At 67.3% G+C, this 21,906-nt stretch carries 23 protein-coding genes and 1 pseudogene; 10 read left to right on the forward strand and 14 right to left on the reverse strand.

The genetic code is table 11. The annotated features are described in order from the left end of the window. Positions 1 to 36: 36 nt before the first annotated feature. The 12 genes from U5O44_RS15300 to U5O44_RS15355 all read right to left on the reverse strand — a co-directional run bounded on the left by U5O44_RS15300 (position 37) and on the right by U5O44_RS15355 (position 9,393). Positions 37 to 1,095: a MucB/RseB C-terminal domain-containing protein gene (locus U5O44_RS15300; RefSeq protein WP_322589299.1), complete on the reverse strand. Its 1,059-nt coding sequence runs from the start codon at positions 1,093 to 1,095 to the stop codon at positions 37 to 39. Continuing rightward, positions 1,092 to 1,745, reverse strand: a complete 654-nt coding sequence (locus U5O44_RS15305) for a sigma-E factor negative regulatory protein (RefSeq protein ID WP_322589300.1) — start codon at positions 1,743 to 1,745, stop codon at positions 1,092 to 1,094. The genes U5O44_RS15300 and U5O44_RS15305 overlap by 4 nt, the downstream gene beginning before the upstream one ends. Positions 1,746 to 1,770: 25 nt before the next feature. Beyond that, on the reverse strand, positions 1,771 to 2,379 hold the full coding sequence (gene rpoE / locus U5O44_RS15310; RefSeq protein WP_322589301.1) for an RNA polymerase sigma factor RpoE: 609 nt from the start codon (positions 2,377 to 2,379) through the stop codon (positions 1,771 to 1,773). Then, positions 2,372 to 2,866, reverse strand: a complete 495-nt coding sequence (locus U5O44_RS15315; RefSeq protein WP_322589302.1) for a hypothetical protein — start codon at positions 2,864 to 2,866, stop codon at positions 2,372 to 2,374. Before U5O44_RS15315 ends, rpoE begins: the two co-directional genes overlap by 8 nt. A gap of 30 nt (positions 2,867 to 2,896) precedes the next feature. Continuing rightward, positions 2,897 to 4,141, reverse strand: a complete 1,245-nt coding sequence (gene fabF, locus U5O44_RS15320) for a beta-ketoacyl-ACP synthase II (RefSeq protein ID WP_322589303.1) — start codon at positions 4,139 to 4,141, stop codon at positions 2,897 to 2,899. 62 nt (positions 4,142 to 4,203) lie between these two features. Beyond that, on the reverse strand, positions 4,204 to 4,443 hold the full coding sequence (gene acpP / locus U5O44_RS15325; RefSeq protein WP_322589304.1) for an acyl carrier protein: 240 nt from the start codon (positions 4,441 to 4,443) through the stop codon (positions 4,204 to 4,206). A gap of 120 nt (positions 4,444 to 4,563) precedes the next feature. Further along, a complete protein-coding gene (gene fabG, locus U5O44_RS15330) occupies positions 4,564 to 5,313 on the reverse strand; it encodes a 3-oxoacyl-ACP reductase FabG (protein WP_322589305.1) in 750 nt (249 codons plus the stop codon). Then, positions 5,310 to 6,248 carry an ACP S-malonyltransferase gene (gene fabD, locus U5O44_RS15335; RefSeq protein WP_322589306.1) on the reverse strand — a complete coding sequence of 313 codons (939 nt, stop codon included), beginning with the start codon at positions 6,246 to 6,248 and terminating at the stop codon, positions 5,310 to 5,312. Before fabD ends, fabG begins: the two co-directional genes overlap by 4 nt. An 83-nt stretch (positions 6,249 to 6,331) precedes the next feature. Further along, a complete protein-coding gene (locus U5O44_RS15340) occupies positions 6,332 to 7,324 on the reverse strand; it encodes a beta-ketoacyl-ACP synthase III (protein ID WP_322589307.1) in 993 nt (330 codons plus the stop codon). Continuing rightward, positions 7,321 to 8,427, reverse strand: a complete 1,107-nt coding sequence (plsX, locus tag U5O44_RS15345; protein WP_322589308.1) for a phosphate acyltransferase PlsX — start codon at positions 8,425 to 8,427, stop codon at positions 7,321 to 7,323. Before plsX ends, U5O44_RS15340 begins: the two co-directional genes overlap by 4 nt. A 62-nt stretch (positions 8,428 to 8,489) precedes the next feature. Then, complete coding sequence (rpmF, locus tag U5O44_RS15350) at positions 8,490 to 8,672, reverse strand: 50S ribosomal protein L32 (RefSeq protein WP_179632828.1); 183 nt, start codon at positions 8,670 to 8,672, stop codon at positions 8,490 to 8,492. Between the two features lie 124 nt (positions 8,673 to 8,796). Then, positions 8,797 to 9,393 (reverse strand): YceD family protein, encoded by a 597-nt coding sequence (locus U5O44_RS15355; RefSeq protein ID WP_322589309.1) that lies wholly within the window; start codon positions 9,391 to 9,393, stop codon positions 8,797 to 8,799. Between the two features lie 42 nt (positions 9,394 to 9,435). Between U5O44_RS15355 and U5O44_RS15360 the strand changes: the two genes are divergently transcribed. Together U5O44_RS15360 and U5O44_RS15365 are read left to right on the forward strand one after the other, a co-directional pair. After that, on the forward strand, positions 9,436 to 10,065 hold the full coding sequence (locus tag U5O44_RS15360) for a Maf family nucleotide pyrophosphatase (RefSeq protein ID WP_322589310.1): 630 nt from the start codon (positions 9,436 to 9,438) through the stop codon (positions 10,063 to 10,065). Next, positions 10,062 to 10,832 carry an SAM-dependent methyltransferase gene (locus tag U5O44_RS15365; protein ID WP_322589311.1) on the forward strand — a complete coding sequence of 257 codons (771 nt, stop codon included), beginning with the start codon at positions 10,062 to 10,064 and terminating at the stop codon, positions 10,830 to 10,832. Before U5O44_RS15360 ends, U5O44_RS15365 begins: the two co-directional genes overlap by 4 nt. A 23-nt stretch (positions 10,833 to 10,855) precedes the next feature. On the opposite strand, the gene U5O44_RS15370 is transcribed toward U5O44_RS15365, so the two are convergent. Then, a complete protein-coding gene (locus U5O44_RS15370) occupies positions 10,856 to 12,325 on the reverse strand; it encodes a DEAD/DEAH box helicase (RefSeq protein WP_322589312.1) in 1,470 nt (489 codons plus the stop codon). Between the two features lie 266 nt (positions 12,326 to 12,591). Here U5O44_RS15370 and U5O44_RS15375 point away from each other — a divergent pair, with 266 nt between their 5' ends. From U5O44_RS15375 to U5O44_RS15410, 8 genes and pseudogenes are all read left to right on the forward strand, one after another. Next, entirely contained in the window at positions 12,592 to 14,082 is a 1,491-nt protein-coding gene (locus U5O44_RS15375; protein ID WP_322589313.1) for a mannose-1-phosphate guanylyltransferase/mannose-6-phosphate isomerase, read from the forward strand. A gap of 51 nt (positions 14,083 to 14,133) precedes the next feature. Further along, positions 14,134 to 15,198 carry a dTDP-glucose 4,6-dehydratase gene (gene rfbB, locus U5O44_RS15380; RefSeq protein ID WP_322589314.1) on the forward strand — a complete coding sequence of 355 codons (1,065 nt, stop codon included), beginning with the start codon at positions 14,134 to 14,136 and terminating at the stop codon, positions 15,196 to 15,198. Between the two features lie 8 nt (positions 15,199 to 15,206). Further along, positions 15,207 to 16,100, forward strand: a complete 894-nt coding sequence (rfbD, locus tag U5O44_RS15385) for a dTDP-4-dehydrorhamnose reductase (protein WP_322590509.1) — start codon at positions 15,207 to 15,209, stop codon at positions 16,098 to 16,100. An 11-nt stretch (positions 16,101 to 16,111) separates the two neighbouring features. Further along, on the forward strand, positions 16,112 to 16,993 hold the full coding sequence (gene rfbA, locus U5O44_RS15390) for a glucose-1-phosphate thymidylyltransferase RfbA (RefSeq protein WP_322589315.1): 882 nt from the start codon (positions 16,112 to 16,114) through the stop codon (positions 16,991 to 16,993). A gap of 4 nt (positions 16,994 to 16,997) precedes the next feature. Then, entirely contained in the window at positions 16,998 to 17,549 is a 552-nt protein-coding gene (gene rfbC / locus U5O44_RS15395; RefSeq protein ID WP_322589316.1) for a dTDP-4-dehydrorhamnose 3,5-epimerase, read from the forward strand. Between the two features lie 186 nt (positions 17,550 to 17,735). Further along, positions 17,736 to 19,607, forward strand: coding sequence for an SLBB domain-containing protein (locus U5O44_RS15400; RefSeq protein WP_322589317.1), 1,872 nt, complete (start codon positions 17,736 to 17,738; stop codon positions 19,605 to 19,607). 79 nt (positions 19,608 to 19,686) lie between these two features. Next, a pseudogene (locus U5O44_RS15405) lies at positions 19,687 to 19,911 on the forward strand (Wzz/FepE/Etk N-terminal domain-containing protein); the annotation flags it as partial. 634 nt (positions 19,912 to 20,545) lie between these two features. Further along, positions 20,546 to 20,764: a hypothetical protein gene (locus U5O44_RS15410; RefSeq protein WP_322590510.1), complete on the forward strand. Its 219-nt coding sequence runs from the start codon at positions 20,546 to 20,548 to the stop codon at positions 20,762 to 20,764. A 22-nt stretch (positions 20,765 to 20,786) separates the two neighbouring features. On the opposite strand, the gene U5O44_RS15415 is transcribed toward U5O44_RS15410, so the two are convergent. After that, positions 20,787 to 21,899, reverse strand: coding sequence for a UDP-N-acetyl glucosamine 2-epimerase (locus U5O44_RS15415; RefSeq protein ID WP_322590511.1), 1,113 nt, complete (start codon positions 21,897 to 21,899; stop codon positions 20,787 to 20,789). Between the last annotated feature and the right edge of the window lie 7 nt (positions 21,900 to 21,906).

The following is a 21,906-nucleotide window of genomic DNA, read 5'->3' on the forward strand; positions in this document are numbered from 1 at the left end:
GGTCAGTATGAAACGTGGCCGGTTCGTCGTGGTTTCTCAGGGCTTGCGCCGCGCCAGACCGTCGACGAACTGCTGCAAGGCCGCCACCGGCACGGCACCGACGGCCGTGATCCACCAGTCGCCGTTGCGGCGGCTCAGTGCGCTGGTGCTGCCGAGGGTGGCGGGCACTTCGCGCTTGTGCAGGGTGGCGACAAAGGGTTCGATGAACACGGAAACGTGCGTCAGCCCGTCGCTGTAGACCGCCTGCAGCATGGTGGCACCGGGCTCGCCCGTGGTGCTGGCCGCCGAGCCGACCGGGGCTGCTGTCCGGGCGACTCCGGGTGCCATTGGGCGGCGGACGGTCCTGCGGACCTCGAAGCCGGGGACGGACGCGCTCAGTGTCCAGCCTTCGCTGTCCAGGCTGGTGGCGGTGTAGACCGGTTTGTTCACCTTGTAGCCGTCCAGCCGGTGCATTTCCTGCAGCAGCGTCTGCGGAGACGGCTTGACGTTGAGCTGCAGATCCGAGAAGGACGCCGATTCCAGCACCTCGCCCCGCTCGTTGAGCAGATCCCAGCGCACCAGCAGTCCGGTGCGGCGTTCCAGCCAGAGGCGCCGCGCGTATCTCAGGTGATCGCGTGGTCGCAGCACCACGACCTGTGTGGCATGGCCGGCGATGCGCTCGTCGTCAGCCGGGAGCAGCTCGTACTGGTCCAGTCGGGTGCCGTCTCCGGGCTGCAGCGGCGCCGGGAAACGGCCCACCAGTTCACGCTGTTCGATGAGTGCGGTGCGTGTGCCCGGCCAGAACACGTGGACGGTGTCGTTGTGGCGGTAGACCTGCCGCATCTGGCCGTCCAGCGCCTCGATGCGCTCGATCTGGTCGCGGCCATCACAGTAGTGGGTGATGCGCGAGCTGGTCATGTGACCGCCGTGGCTGACCACATAGGTGCCCGCAAAACTCCGGCGCAGGGCAGCGTCCTGGATGCGCTTCACGACGGTGACGATGTCCAGCGGCGCACTGCCGGCCCAGACCGCCGCCGTCGGGCTGGCGAGCACGCCAGCCAACGCGACCGAGGCCTTCCAGCGGATGCGGTGCCGGACGTCGAACGGCGCGCTCATCGTGACGGAATCGGCTCGTAGGCAGCGCTGCGCATGAATCCCGGCGCAGGACCGAGGGCCGGTGTGCCAGGAAACTGCTGGTGAGCGTCCAGATAGCGCACCAGTTCGCTGTCCGGACTGGTGGTGTTCGAGCCGGCGGCGGTCTGCACCGTGCTGATCTGAGGTGCCGTGGCGAGCGTGGGGCCGCCGGATCCACCCCCCGGCCGTGTCACCAGCACGGCACTTGCCACCAGCGCCACGCCCGCCGCCATGCCCACCGGGGCCACCCAGCGCCGCAGGTGGAAACGGGAACGGGTGGAGTGGCGTTGGCCGCCTGTACCGGTGGCCGCGGTCTGGTGGATGTTGGCCTCGACCTCCTGCACCGATGGCGGCGGCATCGCGGTCGGCGCGAGCACCACGGGCTCCTGCGCCAGCCGCATGCGCACCGCCTGCAGGAATTCGGCATCCGCGCCACTGCGTCGGGACAGATCCTCCGAGCGCAGCACGTCGCCGATCAGGTGGTAGGCATGCCACTGGGCGCGGGTGTCAGCGTCCTGGCGCCAGTGGCGGCAGGCCGATGCAACGGCGTCAGCGCTGCAGTCGCCATCCATGAGCGACGACAGTCGCTCTCGGGCACGGGTCTGGTCCTCGGGCAGGTCAGATTCGGTCATCAGGCACTCCAGGCAAGGCAGCGCATCACCAGCGCTGACCCTGTTTCGTATCCAGCACGGGGCGCAGCTTCACGGCAATCGCTTCACGGGCGCGGAAGATGCGCGAGCGAACCGTACCGATCGGACACGCCATGGCCAAGGCGATCTCTTCGTACGAAAGCCCTTCGACCTCGCGCAGCAGAATGGCTTGTCGCAGATCTTCCGGCAAGGCGTCGATGGCGCTGTTGACCGTGGTCGCGATTTCGCGACTGGCCATCAATGCCTCGGGCGTTTCGTCATGGCTTAGTTCGTGGCGGGGACGGATAGTTTCATCATCGTCGTCAGAAGACGCGAGCAGAGCGCTTTCCGTCATGACCGGATCACGCTTGATGTCCGACAGGGCTTTCTTGGCCGTGTTGACCGCGATGCGGTAGAGCCAGGTGTAGAAGGCGCTTTCCCCCCGGAACTGCGGAATCGCCCGGTACGCCCGGATGAAGGTTTCCTGCGCCAGATCGGGGACGAGATCCACATCGCGAACGAAGCGGCCGATCAGGCGCTCGATGCGCCGCTGGTACTTGACCACCAGCATCTCGAAGGCCTGCATGTCCCCGCGCTTGACCCGGTCCACCAGTTGCTGATCGGTGTCGTCATTCATCGGCTTGCGGGAGAGTCGGGGGCGGACTGGTACCAGGGCTGAACACGGCACAGCACAAGGCGTGCCAGTCGGCCTGGTGCGCGCGCCGGGACACCGGGATCCAAGTGGTCGGCCCTTGTGGTTCGCGGTGGCGCAGCAGCAGCCAGTCCTGTCCGGCCACCATGCAGTCGAGTCGGCCTGGCTGCGGCGTGCCGCTGGCGTCTGTGGGTGATGGCAGCAAGCGCCACAGTCCCTGTGCCGGCAGCCAGCACAGGGTCGCTGGGGGCCGCTCTGCGCCTGACCGCATCAGCAGATACAGCGGTGCAAGGGCCGACACAGTCGCCACGGCCAGCATCGGCCAGTCGGGCAGGCTGTTGCGGCTGCCCACACTGTGCCAGGCCAGCCAGCCCAGCACGACCAGCAGTCCCACCACGCTGCCTGCGCGCAGGTTTCTGCGCCAGAGCGGGTCGGTCTGCAGTGCCAGTGTCAGGGCGGGCGCATGGTGCATCGCCTGCCCTCGGGATGTGCGCAGGGTGGCTCAGACGCGGCGGAAGACCAGCGTGCCGTTGGTGCCGCCAAAACCGAAGTTGTTCTTGACGGCCACGTCGATGCGCATCTCGCGTGCGGTGTTCGCGCAGTAGTCGAGATCGCACGCAGGATCCTGGTTGAAGAGGTTGATCGTGGGGGGCGAGATCTGGTGGTGCAGCGCCAGCGCAGTGAATACCGACTCGATGCCACCCGCGCCACCCAGCAGGTGGCCCGTCATCGACTTGGTCGAGTTGACCACCAGCTTCCTGGCGTGGTCGCCGAAGGCCAGCTTGATCGCGTTGGTCTCGTTGGCATCGCCCAGCGGTGTGGAGGTGCCGTGGGCGTTGACGTACTGCACCTCGTCGGGATTGACGCCCGCATTGCGCAGCGCCATCTGCATCGAGCGCCGGGGGCCGTCCACATTCGGTGCGGTCATGTGGAAGGCGTCACCACTCATGCCAAAACCGGAGATTTCGGCATAGATCTTGGCGCCACGCTGCTTCGCGTGCTCGTATTCCTCGACGACCATCACGCCCGCGCCTTCGCCGAGCACGAAGCCGTCGCGGTCCTTGTCCCAGGGACGCGAGGCGGTCTTGGGATCGTCGTTGCGCGTCGACAAGGCCTTGGCCGAGGCGAAGCCACCCATGCCGAGTGGCGAGACGGTGGCTTCGGCGCCGCCTGCGACCATCACGTCGGCGTCGCCGCATTCGATCATGCGGGCCGCCATGCCGATGCTGTGCAAGCCGGTCGTGCAGGCGGTCACGATGGCCAGGTTCGGTCCCTTGAAGCCGCTCAGGATCGACACATGACCGGAAATCATGTTGATGATCGATGCCGGAACGAAGAAGGGCGAGATGCGGCGGGCACCCCGCGCACGGTATTCCTCGCTGGTGGCCTCGATCAGCGGCAGACCGCCGATGCCCGATCCCACCATCACGCCGATGCGTTCGGCGAGTTCCTCGCTCAGTGCATCGCCTGTGGGCAGCCCTGAATCCCTGATCGCCTGCAGCGACGCGGCAATGCCGTAATGGATGAAGGTATCCATGTGGCGGGCTTCCTTGGCGGGGATGTAATCCTCGATGCGGAAGCCCTTGACCTCGCCCGCGAAGCGCACCGACATGTTCGATGCGTCGAAACGGGTGACGTGGTCGATGCCGGATTGCCCGGCCACGAGCTGGGCCCAGGACTCGTCCACGGTGTTGCCCACCGGGGTGATGAGGCCCAGACCGGTGATGACGATTCGGCGACGGGTCATGCGGATGCGTGCTGCAAGGGTGGCGAAAAAGCGTTCCGGCGGATCAGGGAATGATCAGCGGATCAGGGCTTGGCGTTGGCGAGGGCGTAGTCGATCGCAGCCTGGACGGTGGTGATCTTCTCGGCCTCTTCATCGGGGATCTCGATGCCGAATTCGTCTTCCAGCGCCATCACGAGTTCGACCGTGTCCAGGGAGTCTGCGCCGAGGTCGGCCACGAAGGCCTTTGCCGGCAGGACGTCTTCTTCGGCCACACCGAGTTGTTCGGCAATGATCTTCTTGACGCGTGCTTCGATGTCGCTCATTTCTCTCCTCCGAGAGGGTTGGTACAAAACAGCCTGCGATTCTAAGGGTTCCGAGACACAAGTCACTCGGAAGCCGCCCGAGAGGTCCGCGCAGGGCAGGGGTCGGACCTCTCGGACAGGTCAGTTCATGAACATGCCGCCATTGACGTGCAGTTCCGTTCCCGTGATGTAACCGGCTGCAGGCGATGCCAGGAAGGCCACCGCTTCGGCAATGTCCTCGGGTGAGCCGAGGCGGCCGAGCGGGATCTGCGCCGTCAGGGCCGCTTTCTGTGCTTCTGGCAGCACTTCGGTCATGTCGGTGGCGATGAAGCCGGGGGCGACGCAGTTGACCGTGATGTTGCGGCTGCCGAGTTCACGCGCCAGCGAACGGGTCATGCCCGCCACGCCGGCCTTGGAGGCGCAGTAGTTGGCCTGGCCCGGGTTGCCCGAGGCGCCGACCACCGAGGTGATGTTGACGATGCGGCCGAAGCGCTGCTTCATCATCGGCTTGATCGCGGCGCGGCAGGCGCGGAAGACGGACTTGAGGTTGGTGTCGATCACCGCGTCCCAGTCGTCGTCCTTCAGGCGCATGGCCAGCGTGTCGCGGGTGATGCCGGCGTTGTTGACCAATACATGCAGGCCGCCATGGGCCTTGACGATGCCGTCGATCGCTGCATCAAGTGCTGCGGCGTCGGTGACGTTCAGCGTCAGACCCAGGCCACCGAACGGGGCCAGCGCCTCGCCGATGGCTGCCGAGCCGCTGTCGCTGGTGGCGGTGCCGATGACCTTGAAGCCGCGCTGCGCCAGCGTCAGCGCGATGGCGCGGCCGATGCCGCGGCTGGCGCCGGTGACGAGGGCGATCTGTCGGGGGGCTTGAGCAGGAGCGTTCATGCGAGCAGCGCCTTGGCAGCGGCCAGCGTGGCCGGGTCGTAGAAGGGGGCGGTGACGAGGTCGGCATCGATGCGCTTGACCATGCCGGACAGAACCTTGCCCGGACCGCATTCGATCACATGGGTCATGCCACGCGCCTTGAGTTCGGTCACGAGTTCGATCCAGCGCACGGCGCCGAAAGCCTGGCGGTAGAGCGCGTCGCGGATCGCGTCCGGATCGGTCTGCACGGCCACGTCGACGTTGTTCAGCACGGGGATCAGCGGCGTCTTCAGATCGATCGACACCAGACGCTCGCGCAGGCGCTCGGCCGCGGGCTTCATCAGGCTGGAGTGGAAGGGGGCCGACACCGGCAGCGGCAGTGCGCGCTTGGCGCCCATGGCCTTGAGCACGGTGCAGCCGTGTTCGACGCCGGCCTTGCTGCCGGCGATGACGGTCTGCTTCGGGTCGTTGAAGTTGACGGCCTCGACCACCTCGCCAGATTCGGCGGCAGCCTTGGCGCAGCCTTCGCGCACGGCGGCCGGTTCGAGTCCGAGGATCGCGGCCATCCCGCCCGTGCCCACCGGCACGGCGTCCTGCATCGCCTGGGCACGCAGGCGCACCAGCGGCAGCGCATCCATCAGCGTCAGGCTGCCTGCGGCGACCAGCGCGGTGTATTCGCCCAGCGAGTGGCCGGCGACGAAGGCCGGCGCAGCACCGCCTTCTGCCAGCCAGGCGCGGTAGCTGGCGATGCCGGCGGTCAGCATCACGGGCTGGGTGTTGGTGGTCAGGTCCAGCGCGCCCTTGGGGCCTTCGGCGATCAGGCGGGCGATGTCTTCGCCGAGGGCGGCACTGGCTTCTTCGAGGGTGGCGCGCACGGCGGGGTGGTCACCCCAGTCCGAGAGCATGCCCACCGACTGAGACCCTTGGCCGGGAAACACGAAGGCGAACGCGGTCATGGTGCGAGATCCGTGAAGAGAGGAGTGAAAGAGATGAGGCAGAGATGCGGCGAGGAGGAGGGGACGGTTGGCGCGCAGGGCGCTCAGTAGTCCACCAGCACCGAGCCCCAGGTGAATCCGCCGCCGACCCCTTCGAGCAGCAGCGTCTGGCCGCGCTGGATGCGGCCGCTGCGCACGCCGGTGTCCAGCGCCAGCGGGATCGAGGCGGCCGAGGTGTTGCCGTGCTGGTCGACGGTGACGATCACCTTCTCCAGCGGCAGCTTCAGCTTCTTGGCCGTGCTCTGCATGATGCGGATGTTGGCCTGGTGCGGGATCAGCCAGTCGATGTCGCTGTCCTGGCGCTCGGCCTTGGCGAGGCTGGCGCGGGCGGTCTTCTCCAGCACGCCAACGGCCAGCTTGAAGACGGCCTGTCCGTCCATCTTGAGCAGCGGATCGCCCAGGATCTGCCCGCCCGACACGGTGCCCGGCACGCACAGGATGTCCAGATGGCGTCCGTCGGCGTTCAGGTCGGTGGCCAGGATGCCGGGCGTGTCGCTGGCCGACAGCACCACGGCACCGGCGCCGTCGCCGAACAGCACGCAGGTCGTGCGGTCCTGGAAGTCAAGGATGCGCGAGAACACCTCGGCGCCGATCACCAGCGCGTGGCGGGCGGTGCCGGTGCGGATCATCGCGTCGGCGACGGTCAGCGCGTAGACGAATCCCGAGCACACGGCCTGCACGTCGAAGGCGGGGCAGCCATGGACGATGCCGAGCTTGCGCTGCACGATGGTCGCGGTGGACGGGAACACCATGTCCGGCGTCGAGGTCGCGACGATGATCAGGCCGATGTCGGCACCGGTCAGGCCGGCAGCCTCGATGGCGTGGCGGCCAGCCTCGACGGCCAGGTCGCTGGCGTTCTGGTCTGCGCTGACAAAGTGCCGGGCGCGGATGCCGGTGCGCTCGACGATCCACTCGTCGGACGACTCGATGCCCTGCGCGGCCAGTTCAGCGACCAGGTCGGCATTGGTCAGGCGACGCGGGGGCAGTGAACTGCCGGTGCCTGCGATGCGCGAGAAACGGGGTGTGGTGGTGGTCATGCGGCATGGCGTGCCGCTGGCGCCTCGGGTTGAGCGGCGGACGGGCCCGCACCTGGGAGGGCCTGCAGCGTCTCGAGAATCCGGTCGTGCACGCGGTCCAAGAGTCGATTCCGGGCGGCATCATACGCTCGGTTCAGTGCGTTCTCGAAGGCCAGTGCATCGGCCGAGCCGTGGCTCTTGAACACGAGACCGCGCAGGCCGAGCAGGGCCGCACCGTTGAATCGGCGGTGGTCGAGGCGGCGCGAGAAGCGCTTGAGGGTCGGCATGGCCAGCATCGCGACCAGTTTCGTCAGCGGCGTGCGGGTGAACTCCTGCTTCAGGAAGCTGGTGATCATCCCGGCCAGACCCTCGGCGGTCTTCAGGGCCACATTGCCGACAAATCCGTCGCACACCACGAGGTCGGTGGTGCCCTTGAAGATGTCGTTGCCTTCGACGTTGCCGTGGAAGTTCAGGTGACCGGCGAGCGACGCCGCGCGCAGCAGCTCGCCTGCGCGCTTGATCGTCTCGCTGCCCTTGATGACTTCCTCGCCGATGTTCAGCAGGCCGACCGTGGGCTGCTCCTTGCCATCGACCGCCGACACCAGCGCGCTGCCCATCACCGCAAACTGCAGCAGGTGCTCCGCACTGCAATCGACATTGGCGCCCAGATCAAGCATGGTCGTGTAGTGACCATGCTGGTTGGGCATCACGCTCGCGATGGCGGGGCGGTCGATGCCTTCGAGCGTCTTCAGCAGATAGCGCGCAACCGCCATCAACGCACCCGTGTTGCCAGCGGACACGCAGGCATCCGCCTCCGAGGCGCCGTCGGCATTGCGCTTGACTTGCTGGATGGCCACGCGCATCGAGGAATCGCGCTTCTTGCGGAGCGCAACCTCGACGGGATCGTCCATCTCGACCACTTCCGTCGCCTCGACCAGACGACAGCGCGCCCAGCCGGCGGCGGGCACGAGTGCCTCGGCCTTGCCAACGAGAATCAGCTCAACCTGGGGGTGCTGATCGAGGAAGGAGCGACAGGCGGGCAGGGTCACGGATGGACCGTGGTCCCCACCCATGCAATCCACAGACAACCGAACCGGGCGCGAAAGAGGGGCAGTGGCGTTCAAGACTGGTCAGACTCGGTGTCAATACCCGCAAGCGATCGCGGGGCCCCTGAGGCTGGGATGACTCAGGCGTCAGCCTTGGTCTTGAACACCTTGCGACCGCGGTAGAAGCCGGTCGGGCTGATGTGGTGGCGCAGATGCACTTCACCCGTGGTGGACTCGATCGCGGTGCCCGGGGTGTTCAGGGCGTTGTGCGAGCGGTGCATACCGCGCTTGGAAGGCGACTTCTTGTTTTGCTGGACAGCCATGGCTTACTCCTGGGATCCTGGGTTTTCCGATTGGAAAAGCTTTCGATTGTAGCACTACCCTTGGCATCGGTCCAAAGATGCGCCGGACACATCGGCGAGACGCTGTTGCATTCACGCCGACAGGTCAGTCTTTCGCCGGGGTCTTGCGCAGGGAGGCCAGCACCGCGAACGGGTTCGGCTTGTCGTTGGCGGGCGCTTGCGCGGAGGCTTCGGAGGTCTCGCCTGCAGGATCGTCGGACCAGTCGCCGGTCGAGAGAACCACTGGCGTCGGACAGACCTCGTGCCTCGGCACGATCGGTGCGGCGAGCAGCAGTTCGTCCTCGACCAGTTCCAGCAGGTCGAACTGGCGGCTGATGACCAGCACGTCGTCCTCGGACTCGGCATCCAGCTCCGCCGCCTGGCGCTCGCTGTCGACGAACAGGAACCAGCGCTCGAACGCGAGGGGCGTCTCGACCGTCTCCAGGCAGCGCTGACATTGCTGCGACAGGGCCGTGGCGCCTGTCAGGTGCAGCCAGACCTCGGGGGATGCGCCGCTGCGCCTGCGCAGCTCACCCCTGGCTGACCAGCGCACGGGGGCCGCCTTGTCGACGGTGACCTCGGTGTGCCGCAACGCGAGCAGGCGCTCGAAGTCGCCGAGCGCTGCATGGCCGTCGATGGGTTCGCCCGCTTCGGCGAAGGGCCGCACATCGAGGCGGCGGGGATGGAATTCACGCGCTTTCATGGCGCGCAGTGTACGGGGGTGTGCTGGTGGAACAATGTCGGGATGCTGCCTTTCCATTCCCCTGTGCCGGCCCTGGTGCTGGCTTCCACCTCGGTCTACCGGCGCGAGCTGCTGGCGCGTCTGCGTTTGCCATTCGACGTGCTGGCCCCCGAGGTCGATGAAACCCCGCTGCCGGTAGAGTCCCCTGCGGCGCTGAGCGAGCGTCTCGCGCTGGCCAAGGCGCGTGCCGTGGCCGCGCTGCGTCCGCAGGCCGTCGTGATCGGCTCCGACCAGGTGGCCGAGCTGGATGGCCAGCCCATCGGCAAACCCGGCGACCATGCCGGCGCCGTGGCCCAGCTGCGGGCGATGCGGGGCCGCACGGTGGTGTTCCACACGGCGGTGGCGGTGCTGCGGCACGACCTGGCGTTCGAGGCGGTGCGGCGTGTGCCGGTGACCGTGCGCTTGCGGGCGCTGAGCGATGTGGAGATCGAGACCTACCTGCGGCTGGAGCAGCCGTATGACTGCGCGGGCAGTGCCAAGTGCGAGGCGCTCGGCATCACGCTGCTCGACGCGATCGAGTCCGATGACCCCACCGCGCTGATCGGCCTGCCGCTGATCGTGACCTCGGGGCTGTTGCGACAGGCGGGGCTGGACACGCTGGCGGTCCATGCCGGACTTGGGGGTGTGGCATGAAGGGGCGTCTTTGGCTGGTGCCCAACACGCTGGATCTGGGGACCGTGGCAGAGGGGCAGCCGCTGCCGGACCTGCAGGAGGTGCTCCCGCTTGGTGCCATCCGCGTGGCGGCCAGCCTGACGCATTGGGTTGCCGAGAATGCCCGCAGCGCGCGGGCCTTGCTCAAGCGGGTGGATGCCGTGGTGCCGCTGGCGCAGCCGCTGCAGGCGCTGTCGATCCGCGAACTGCCCCGTCCGCCCAAGGGCAAGCCGGATGCACGGGCCCAGGCGCCGGACTGGGCCGGATTGCTCGCTCCTGCGCTGGCGGGGCACGATGTGGGGCTGGTGTCCGAAGCGGGCTTGCCGGCCGTGGCCGATCCCGGGGCGGAGCTGGTGCGGGTCGCCCATGCACAGGGCTTGACGGTGATGCCGTTGTCGGGGCCGAGTTCGCTGATCCTGGCGGTGGCGGCCAGCGGGCTCAACGGGCAGAGTTTCGCGTTTGTCGGTTACTTGCCCACCGACGCCACTGCCCGTGGACAGCGCTTGCGCGAACTGGAGGCGCACTCGCGCCGCTGGCAGCAGACGCAGCTGCTGATCGAGACGCCCTACCGCAATGCCGCCATGGCGCAGGCACTGCTGGCCAGTCTGTACCCGGAGACCTGGCTGAGCATCAGTTGCGGGCTGACCCTGGCCGGGGGCAGCACGCGCACGCAGCAGGTCGCGAAGTGGAGGGCGGCACCGCCGGTTCTGCCAGCGGATGTGCCCGCTGTCTTTGCCTTCCTGGCCTGACCGTCGGCGCGCAGGGTTCAGGATCAGGTTGGCGTCTTGCCGCCCAGCAGCGTGGCGATGCGGCGCTTGGGCTTGACCAGACCGGACACGGCTGGCGCGGCACCCGTCGACTGTGCCGCAGGCGGCGAGGAAGCGCCTTCCCAGACCGGAGTGGCCTTGGGGTCCGGCTCGTAGGGTCGGTCGAAGAACGGATCCTGCGACGACCGGCTGCGCATCGGGCGCGGTGCGGAAGCGGTTGCGGCAGACGCCATCGGACGCGGCTCGCTGAACGCTGCGGGCGCCTCTTCGAACTCGCGGCGACGACGCGGGCGGTCGTTTTCCAGCTCAGCCGTTTCCAGCGTGATCGTCTTCTTGATCAGCTTCTCGATGTCGCCCACCAGCCGCGTGTCGTCGCGCGTCGCCAGCGTGATGGCGATGCCCGAGGCGCCAGCGCGGCCCGTGCGGCCGATGCGGTGCACGTAGTCTTCGGCGTTGAACGGCACGTCGTAGTTGAAGACGGCGGGCAGGTCGGCGATGTCCAGACCGCGGGCGGCCACGTCGGTGGCCACCAGCAGGTCGACTTCCCCCGCCTTGAACGCCGCCAGCGACTTCAGGCGCTCGTCCTGCGACTTGTCGCCGTGCAGCGCAGCGGTGCGCAGGCCGTCGCGCTCGAAGGTGCGCGCCAGCCGGGCGGCGCCGAGCTTGGAGTTCACGAAGATGATGGCCTGACGGATCTCGCGCTGGCGCAGGATCTGGGCGATCAGGCGGCGCTTGTCCTCGTCGGCAACGCTGTAGAAGCGCTGCTCGACATTCGTGGCGGTCGCGTTCGGGCGGGCGACTTCGACCAGCACGGGATCCTGCAGGTAGCTCTGCGCCAGCTTCTTGATCTCGGGCGAGAACGTGGCCGAGAACAGCAGCGTCTGGCGTGTCTTGGGCAGGAAGCTCAGGATGCGCTGCAGGTCAGGCAGGAAGCCGATGTCGAGCATCCGGTCGGCTTCATCCAGCACGACGTACTCGACCTGGTTGAGCTGGCAGTTCTTGAGCTGGATGTGGTCGAGCAGGCGGCCCGGCGTGGCGATCAGGACTTCGACGCCGCGCTTGAGTTCGGCCGTCTGCGGCGCGATGTCGATGCCGCCGAAGACGCAGGCCACGCGCAGGTTGCTGTGCTTGGCGTAGGTCTTGACGTTGACGGCCACCTGATCGGCCAGCTCGCGGGTCGGCGCCAGCACCAGGGCGCGCACCGGGTGGCGGGCGGGCGAGGCGCTCGGGTTCTCGTGCTTGAGCATCTTCTGCAGCAGCGGCAGCGAGAACGCGGCGGTCTTGCCGGTGCCGGTCTGCGCGGCGCCCATCACGTCGCGGCCTTCCAGCACGATCGGGATGGCCTTGGCCTGGATGGGGGTCATCGTCTCGTAACCGGCGTCACCGATGGCACGCTGGAGCTTGGCGTCCAGGGGCAGGGTGTCGAAGCGGGCGGGGGCGGCCAGATCGGGCGCGGCGTCAGTTTGGGGCGTCATCACGGGCGTGATTATCCTGCGGATGCTGCCAGCCCGTGTCTTTCTGGCGTGAAATGACCACAAGCACCCTTCGGCTTGTCAAGCCCGATGTGCGTTTCTCGCGTCAGGTGAGGGTCTTGCCTCCAGAGCGGGCTTCCTTGGCAGCGGCTGAATAAGAGTCCAACTTTGCACGACCGGGGCGTCATTGGGGCTCTCCAGCGCCGGAATTGACCGGGACGGTCTGCACAATTCAGGGAATCTACTCACCACCAGGGAATTTTTATCTCATGAGTTCCATTGCCTCTTCTGCTGCCTCCTCTGCGGCTTCATCGAATGGCACGTCGATCGTCGTGCAGCCCGTCATCATGGCCGGCGGCAGCGGCACCCGGCTGTGGCCGCTGTCGCGCGCGGGCTATCCCAAGCAATTCCTGGTGCTGGGCGACAGCAACCAGAGCCTGTTCCAGGAGGCCGCCCAGCGCCTGGCCGACCTGGCCACGCCCGAGCTGACGCTGTCCGCCCCGCTGATCGTCGGCAACGAGGAGCACCGCTTCCTCGTGCTCGACCAGCTGCGCGAGATCCGTCAGACACCGCTGGCCGTGGTGCTGGAGCCCATGGGCCGCAACACGGCCCCGGCGCTCACGCTGGCGGCGCTGCAGGCGCTCGACGGCGGTGCCGACCCGGTGCTGGTCGTGACACCGGCCGACCAGACGGTCACCGACCCGGCCGCGTACACCGCCGCGCTGCAGCAGGCCGTGCGGCTGGCGGCCCATGGTGCGGTGGCCATCCTGGGCATCACGCCGGACGCCCCCGAGACCGGCTACGGCTATATCCGCACCACGCCGGAACTGGGCGCGGCCCGCGTGGCCCAGTTCGTCGAGAAGCCCAGCCTGGAAACGGCGCAGCGCTACCTGAGCGAAGGCGGCTACTTCTGGAACAGCGGCATGTTCGTGCTGAAGGCCTCGGTGTGGATGCAGGCGCTGGAGACCTTCCGCCCCGACATCGCGGCCGCGACCCGTGCGGCCTGGGCGGTGCGCAAGACGGACGCCAGCTTCGTGCGTCCCGGCAAGGCCGAGTTCGCCGCCGTGCCGAGCGAGTCGGTGGACTACGCGGTGATGGAGCGCTGCCCCGGCACGGACTTCGACATCCGCATGGTGCCGCTGAGCGCCGGCTGGAACGACCTGGGCGCCTGGGACGCCGTCTGGCAGGTGGCCCGCAAGGATGCGAACGGCAACGCCAGCGTCGGCGACGTGATCACGCAGGACAGCCGCAACACGCTGGTCCACGCCTCGGGCCGGCTGGTCAGCGTGGTCGGGCTCGATGACGTGGTGGTGATCGAGACGGCCGACGCCGTGATGGTCGCCGACCGCAGCCGCAGCCAGGACGTGAAGAAGATCGTCGCGCAGCTCGACAAGGCCGGCCGCACCGAGCACAGCCTGCACCGCAAGGTCCACCGCCCCTGGGGCTGGTACGACAGCATCGACAGCGGACCGCGCTTCCAGGTCAAGCGCATCATGGTCAAGCCGGGCGCCAGCCTGAGCCTGCAGATGCACCACCACCGAGCCGAGCACTGGATCGTGGTCACCGGCACGGCCGAGATCACCAACGGTGACAAGGTGCTGATGCTCACCGAGAACCAGTCCACCTATATCCCGCTGGGGCAGGTGCACCGGCTGGCGAACCCGGGGCGGGTGCCGCTGGAGATCATCGAGGTGCAGTCGGGCTCCTACCTCGGCGAGGACGACATCGTGCGCTACGAGGACACCTACGGGCGCAATTGAGTCTCCTGCACAATCGCGAAAATCCGAGTCATCCACCCGTACGTACAGCACATGATCCTCATCACAGGCGCCGCCGGCTTCATCGGCGGAAACTTTGTCCACCACTGGTTCGAGCGCAGTGAAGAGCCGATCACCGTGCTGGACAAGCTGACGTACGCGGGCAATCCGCAGACGATCGCCGAGCATGTGGAGGCCGGGCGCTGCACGCTGGTGCAGGGTGACATCGGCGACCGGGCGCTGGTGAGCCAGCTGCTGCAGACGCACCAGCCGCGTGCGGTGCTGCACTTCGCGGCCGAGAGCCACGTCGACCGCAGCATCCACGGCCCCGGCGAGTTCATCCAGACCAACATGGTCGGCACGTTCGAGCTGCTGGAGGCGGTCCGGTCGTACTGGGGTGCACTGGAGGCCGAGGCCAAGGTGGCCTTCCGCTTCCTGCATGTCTCCACCGACGAGGTCTACGGCTCGCTGTCCGAGACCGACCCGGCGTTTTCCGAGACCACGCCCTACGCGCCCAACAGCCCGTACTCGGCGAGCAAGGCCGGCTCGGACCACCTGGTGCGCGCCTACCACCACACCTACGGCCTGCCGACGCTGACCACCAACTGCTCGAACAACTACGGCCCGTACCACTTCCCCGAGAAGCTGATCCCGCTGATGATCCTCAACGCGCTGGACGGCAAGCCGCTGCCGGTCTACGGCGACGGGCAGAACATCCGCGACTGGCTGTTTGTCCGCGACCACTGCGAGGCGATCCGGCAGGTGCTGGCCAAGGGGCGGCTGGGCGAGGTCTACAACGTCGGCGGCAAGAACGAGATCAAGAACCTCGACGTGGTGCAGGTCATCTGCCGCAAGCTCGACGCGCTGCGCCCGAAGGCCGACGGCACGACGTACGAGTCGCAGATCACCTTCGTCACCGACCGCCCCGGCCACGACCGCCGCTACGCGATCGACCCGACCAAGATCGAGCGCGAGATTGGCTGGACGCCGGCCGAGACCTTCGAGTCGGGCATCGACAAGACGGTGCGCTGGTACCTGGAGAACACGGCGTGGATCGACGCGGTGCGCACCGGCGCCTACCGCGACTGGGTGAGCCAGAACTACGGGGCGCGCGCATGAGCGGCGGCCTGAAGATCCTGCTGCTGGGCAAGGGCGGGCAGGTCGGCTGGGAGCTGCAGCGCGCGCTGGCACCGCTGGGCGACGTGGTCGGCCTCGACCACGACAGCACCGAGTTGCACGGTGACTTCAGCCAGCCCGAGCGGCTGGCCGAGACCGTCGCCGCCGTGCGCCCGGACATCATCGTCAATGCCGCGGCGCACACCGCCGTGGACAAGGCCGAGAGCGAGCCTGACCTCGCCCGCGCGATCAACGCCACCGCCCCCGGCGTGCTGGCGCGCTGTGCGGCCGAGACGGGCGCGTGGCTGGTCCACTACAGCACCGACTACGTCTTCGACGGCTCGGGCGACCAGCCGCGCCGCGAAGACGCGCCCACCGGCCCGCTGAGCGTCTACGGCCAGACCAAGCTCGACGGCGAGGACGCCATCCGCGCCAGCGGCTGCAGGCACCTGATCCTGCGCACGAGCTGGGTCTACGCGGCGCGCGGTGGCAACTTTGCCAAGACCATGCTCCGGCTGGCAGCCGAGCGCGAGAAACTCACCGTCATCGACGACCAGATCGGCGCGCCCACCGGCGCGGACCTGCTGGCCGACCTGACCGCCCAGATGCTGCGCACCGCGATGGCCCAGCCGGATCTGGACCTCTCGGGCACCTACCATGCCGTCGCGGGCGGCCAGACGAGCTGGCACGGCTACGCGAGCTTTGTGGTCGAGCAGGCCCGCCGGCTGGGCCGCGAGCTTAAGGTGCAGGCAATCGAGCCGGTGCCGACCACTGCCTTCCCGACGCCCGCCCGGCGTCCGCTGAACTCGCGCCTCGACACCACGAAGCTGCAGGCCACCTTCGGTCTGCGCCTGCCGCCGTGGCAGCAGGGTATCGAGCGCATGCTCACCGAGATCCTCGCCTGACAGGAACCCCCATGCAACGCAAAGGCATTATCTTGGCCGGAGGCTCCGGCACCCGGCTGCACCCGGCGACACTGGCCATCAGCAAGCAACTGCTGCCGGTCTACGACAAGCCGATGATCTATTACCCGCTGACGACGCTGATGCTCGCCGGCATCCGCGACATCCTCATCATCAGCACGCCGCAGGACACGCCGCGCTTCGAGGCGCTGCTCGGCGATGGCAGCCGCTGGGGCCTTTCCTTGAGCTACTGCGTGCAGCCGAGCCCGGACGGGCTGGCGCAGGCGTTCATCCTGGGCCGCGAGTTCGTGGGCGGCGCGCCGAGCGCGCTGGTGCTGGGTGACAACATCTTCCACGGCCACGACCTGCAGCAACTGCTCAACAGCGCGACGGCGCGCACCGGTGGTGCCAGCGTCTTCGCCTACCACGTACAGGATCCAGAACGCTACGGCGTGGTGGACTTCGACAGCCACCGCCGCGCGCTCAGCATCGAGGAAAAGCCCAAGGCACCGAAGAGCAACTACGCCGTCACGGGGCTGTATTTCTACGACGAGCAGGTCTGCGACATCGCGGCGAACATCGCGCCGAGCCCGCGCGGCGAGCTGGAAATCACCGACGTGAACGCGGTGTACCTGAAACAGGGGCAGCTCAACGTCGAGATCATGGGCCGCGGCTACGCCTGGCTCGACACCGGCACGCACGACAGTCTGATGGAAGCGGGGCAGTTCATCGCCACGCTGGAGAGGCGCCAGGGGCTGAAGGTGGCGTGCCCGGAGGAAATCGCATACCGGCGCGGCTGGATCGATGCAGCACAACTGGAGCGGCTGGCGCAATCGATGCTCAAGAACGGCTATGGGCAGTACCTGCAGAAGGTGCTCCACGAAAAGGTTTACTGAACACATGAACTTCATCCGCACCGCCATCCCCGATGTCCTGATCCTCGAACCCAAGGTGTTCGGGGACACCCGCGGCTTCTTCATGGAGAGCTACAACCAGAAGGTCTTCAACGAGGTGGTCGGGTACGAGGTCAACTTCGTGCAGGACAACCATTCCCGCTCGGCCAAGGGTGTGCTGCGCGGGCTGCACTACCAGTTGCCCCCGCATGCACAAGGCAAGCTCGTGCGGGTCACGGCCGGCGCGGTGTTCGACGTGGCCGTGGACCTGCGGGCCAGCAGCCCGACGTTCGGGCAGTGGGTGGGGGTGGAACTGACCGGTGAAAACCACCGCCAGTTCTGGATCCCGCCGGGTTTCGCCCACGGCTTCGTGGTCACCAGCGACAGCGCCGACTTCCTCTACAAGACCACCGACCTCTACGCGCCGCAGTGTGAAGGCGCAGTGCGCTGGGACGACCCGGCGGTCGGCATCACCTGGCCGGACCTGGGCATGGCGCCGTTGCTGTCGGGCAAGGATGCGGTGGCGCCGCTGCTGGCGGACGCGCGCCGGTTCGACTGAATCCTTACCTCCGGGCCGATCCCCGGCAGGCGTCCGTACCCAAGCCTCTACAATCGACGCCGCCCTCGGAGCCCCGGGGGCTGCCTTGATCCGGTCCGACGCTCCATGTTCGCTTCTCGACTGAAATACCCCCTTTGTCGTCTGGGTGCCGTGGCACTGGTCGCTGTGGGCTGGTCCTCCTGGGCCGTGGCCCAGACCTCCACGGCGCAGACGACCGACAACAGCACGACCTCCTCTTCTGCCAACGCCACGGTCAACAGCGCGAGTGGCTCCGGTGTGAGCGGTCCTGTGCGGCTGCAGCAATCGCCCGCTTCCCGCTCGACGACCGGGCGTTCAGGTGCGGACGACGCGCTGAGTGACCGTGATCGCGATGACCTGATGGCGCACGACGCCGCAGGTCTGATGCCGAATCGCGCTGCCGGGGCGGGGGTCGATGAATTCGAGACCTACGTGCGCAAGCTCGGGTACCCCGGTGTCCAGCGATTCGGGCAGGAACTCATCACCGGCAAGGCGGGTTTCGACAGCGCTGATTCGAGCGGGCTGGTGCCGGCGGACTACACCATCGGGCCGGGCGATGAGTTGCAGATTTCGCTCTGGGGCTCGGTGGACGCCGACCTGCGCGTGCAGGTGGACCGCAGCGGCCGCATCTCGATCCCCCGTGTCGGCACGATCATGGTGGCCGGGGTGCGCTACGCCGACCTGAGCGATGTCATCTCGCGCCGCGTCGGACAGGTGTTCCGCAACTACCAGCTCAGCGTGTCGCTCGGCCAGATCCGCAGCGTGCGCATCTACGTGACTGGGCACGTCAAGCGTCCGGGGGTCTACACCGTGGGCGGGCTGTCGAGCGTGGTCAATGGGCTGATGCGCAGCGGCGGACCGGCGTCGGCCGGCAGCCTGCGTGACATCGAACTGCGGCGCGGCAAGGAGATGGTTAGCCGCTACGACCTCTACGACCTGCTGCTCAAGGGCGACCGCAGTGCGGACCGCGTGGTCCAGAACGGGGATGTGATCCACGTCGGCCCGGTCGGTACCCAGGTCGCGCTGGTCGGCAGCGTCAACCGGCCTGCCATCTTCGAAATGAAGCCGGGCGAGAAGGTGACCGACATCGTCGCGATGGCGGGCGGGTTCACCGCCGTGGCGGACCGCAGCCGACTGGCGATCGAGCGGCTGGACGACCGTGCCAAGACCCGCATCACCCAGCTCAGTCTGCCCGAAGACAGCGCGCAGGTGCCCGGCAGCGGCGACGTGCTACGGGCGTTCAGCGCCGTGGACGCCACCCAGCCGGTGGCGCGCCAGAACAAGCGTATTCGCATCGAGGGCGAGGTCACCAAGCCGGGTGAATACGTGCTGCCGCCAGGTGTCACCACGCGCATGGCGATCGGTCTGGCCGGGGGGCTGACGCCGAACGCCTATGTCTATGGCACCGAGTTCACCCGCGAGAGCGTCCGGGTGTCGCAGCAGCAGAACTATGACCGCGCGCTGCGCGACATGGAAACCGAGTTCGCGCGCGCCTCCGCCACCCAGCGGGCGATCAGCGCCGACGAAGCTGCGACGTTCGAGCAGCGCAGCACGGCCACCTCGCGCCTGATCGAGAAGCTCCGCCAGGTGCGCCCGACCGGTCGCATCGTGTTGCAGATGGAGCCCGATACCGCCGTGTTGCCTGACCTGCCGATTGAGGACGGGGACCGGGTGTACGTGCCGGCACGGCCGACGACGGTCAGCGTGTTCGGATCGGTGTTCAACAGCGGGGCGTTCCTGCTGGAGCCCGGCAAGACGCTGGGCGATTTCATGAACCTGGCGGGTGGACCTACCCGTGGTTCGGATCCTGGCGCGACGTTCGTGCTGCGACCGAACGGCAGTGTGCTGAGCCAACTCCAGCGCTCGTCATTCTTCGGTCTGGTGGGCTCGGTGAACAAGCTCAAGGCCGAGCCGGGGGACACGGTGTTCGTGCCCGAAATGATGAACAAGACCACTTGGACGCAGGATCTGAAGGAATGGACGCAGATCATGTACCAGTTTGGTATTGGGGCGGCGGCGTTGAAGACGTTGCAGAACTGATGAGCCGGATACATCCATGAACAAACGATCGGTCGCACAGGAAACCTTCGACGACGAGGACGAAGAAGGCGGCGTCGAGATGGGTGTCGTGACAGGCACGCTGCGCGCCCGAAAGGGCCTCATCGCGGCGCTGACGTTCGCAGGTGGGGTGGCAGGGGTGGGCATCGGCTTCCTGATCCCACCGACCTTCACGGCCCGCACGCTGATCATGCCGCCCCAGCAGTCCCAGAACTCGGCCGCCTCTGCACTCGGGTCGCTGGGGTCGCTGGCTGGGTTGGCGGGTGGCCTGAGCGCAATGCGCAGCCCTGCCGAGCAATACATCTCCCTGATGGGGAGCGCCACGGTCACCGACAAGATGATCGATCGCTTCAAGCTGATGGAGGTGTATGACAACGAGTACCGTTCCGACACGCGCAAGAAGCTGGCCTCGGCAGCGCTGTTCACCACTGGCAAGAAGGACAGCCTGATCACGATTGAGGTCGAAGACAAGGATCCCAAGCGTGCGGCGGACATGGCCAATGCCTATGTCGAGTACCTGCGCTGGATGACCAACAACCTGGCCGTGACCGAGGCGCAGCAGCGCCGGGTGTTCTTCGAGCAGAAGCTCAACGAGGCTAAGGACCACCTCACGAAGGCGCAAGTGGGTCTGCAGGCCAGTGGTTTCAACGCCGCAGCCATCAAGGCTGAGCCACGTGCGGCGGCGGATAGGCTATGCCCGGCTGCGGGCGGAACTCACGGCTGCGGCCACCGTCAAGTACCTGGAAACCCTGGGCCGCATGTTGACCGATGCGTGCGCCCGAGTTGCAGCAGCAGCAGGCGCTCCTGGCCGCCTTGCGTGCGCAGGTGGCCGCCGTCGAACAGAAGTCAGCGAGACTCCCAGCGATGCGGGCTACATCAGCAAGTACCGGGAATTCAAGTACCAGGAAACCTTGTTCGAGATGTTCGCCCGTCAGTACGAACTGGCGCGAGTCGACGAGGCCCGCGAGGGTGGGCTGATCCAGGTGCTGGATGTGGCCGTGGTGCCCGAGCGCAAGAGCAAACCCAAGCGCGGGACGATCGCCGTGTTCGCGGCGGTGGCGGCGGGCTTGCTGCTGTCGGGGTGGTCGGTGCTGCGCCAGATCAATGCGCAACTGCGCCGCCCGGCCCGCACGGACTGAGCGGGCGTCTCGGCGCCAGGCCTCAGGCCTTTTTCCAGACCTTGCGGTTCACGAAGTCGGTGTAGCTGTGCAGGATACGCAGCACCTTGTCCGAGACGTTGGGGTTCTGGTAGTCCTGCACCATGCGCAGCGTGCGGCATTCACCTCGGCCTTGTGTCGCCAGAATGCCCAGCGCCTGCAGGATGCGCGCCGGGTCGAGCCCGACCATCATTACGGCCGCTTCCTCGAAGCCTTCTGGGCGCTCGTGCACCTCGCGCAGGTTCAGCGCGGGGAAGTTGAGGATGGAGGACTCTTCCGTGATCGTGCCGCTGTCGGAGAGCACCGCTTGCGCGCGGGTCTGCAAGTGGATGTAGTCCAGAAACCCGAACGGCTTGTGGAACTGCACCAGCGGATGGGCGCTGAGCTGCAGGGCCTCCATGCGCTTGCGGGTCCGCGGGTGCGTCGAGACGATGACCGGTTTGCCGAATTGCCCGGCCACGGCGTTGAGCACCTCGAACAGCCGGCGCAGGTTGGTGTCCGAGTCGACGTTTTCTTCCCGGTGCGAGCTGACGACGAAGTAGCCGTGTTCGCTCAGGCCGAGCCGCGACAGCACGTCGGACGCCTCGATGCCCGGGCGGTAGTGGTCGATGACCTCGCGCATCGGGCTGCCGGTCTTGATGACCTGGTCGGCTGGAAAACCTTCGCGCAGCAGGTACTCGCGGGCGATTTCGCTGTAGGTGAGGTTGATGTCGGAGGTGTGGTCGACGATGCGCCGGTTGATTTCCTCCGGAACGCGGAAGTCGAAGCAGCGGTTGCCGGCCTCCATGTGGAAGATCGGTACCTTGCGCCGCTTGGCGGAGATGGCCGCCAGGCAGCTGTTGGTGTCGCCCAGCAGCAGCAGCGCCTCGGGACGGTGCAACTCGATGGCCTTGTCCGATGCGCTGATGACCTGGGCGATGGTCTCTGCAGCGCTGGCCCCAGCGGCTTCCAGAAACACGTCCGGGCGGCGTATGCCCAGGTCGCTGAAGAACACGCCGTTGAGTTCGTAGTCGTAGTTCTGCCCGGTGTGCACCAGCACATGGTCACAGTGGCGGTCGAGCAGCGCGATGGTGCGGGACAGGCGGATGATCTCGGGCCGGGTGCCGACGATGGTCATCACCTTC

The sequence above is a fragment of the Sphaerotilus sp. genome (assembly GCF_034519685.1).
Taxonomy (GTDB): Bacteria; Pseudomonadota; Gammaproteobacteria; order Burkholderiales; family Burkholderiaceae_C; genus Sphaerotilus.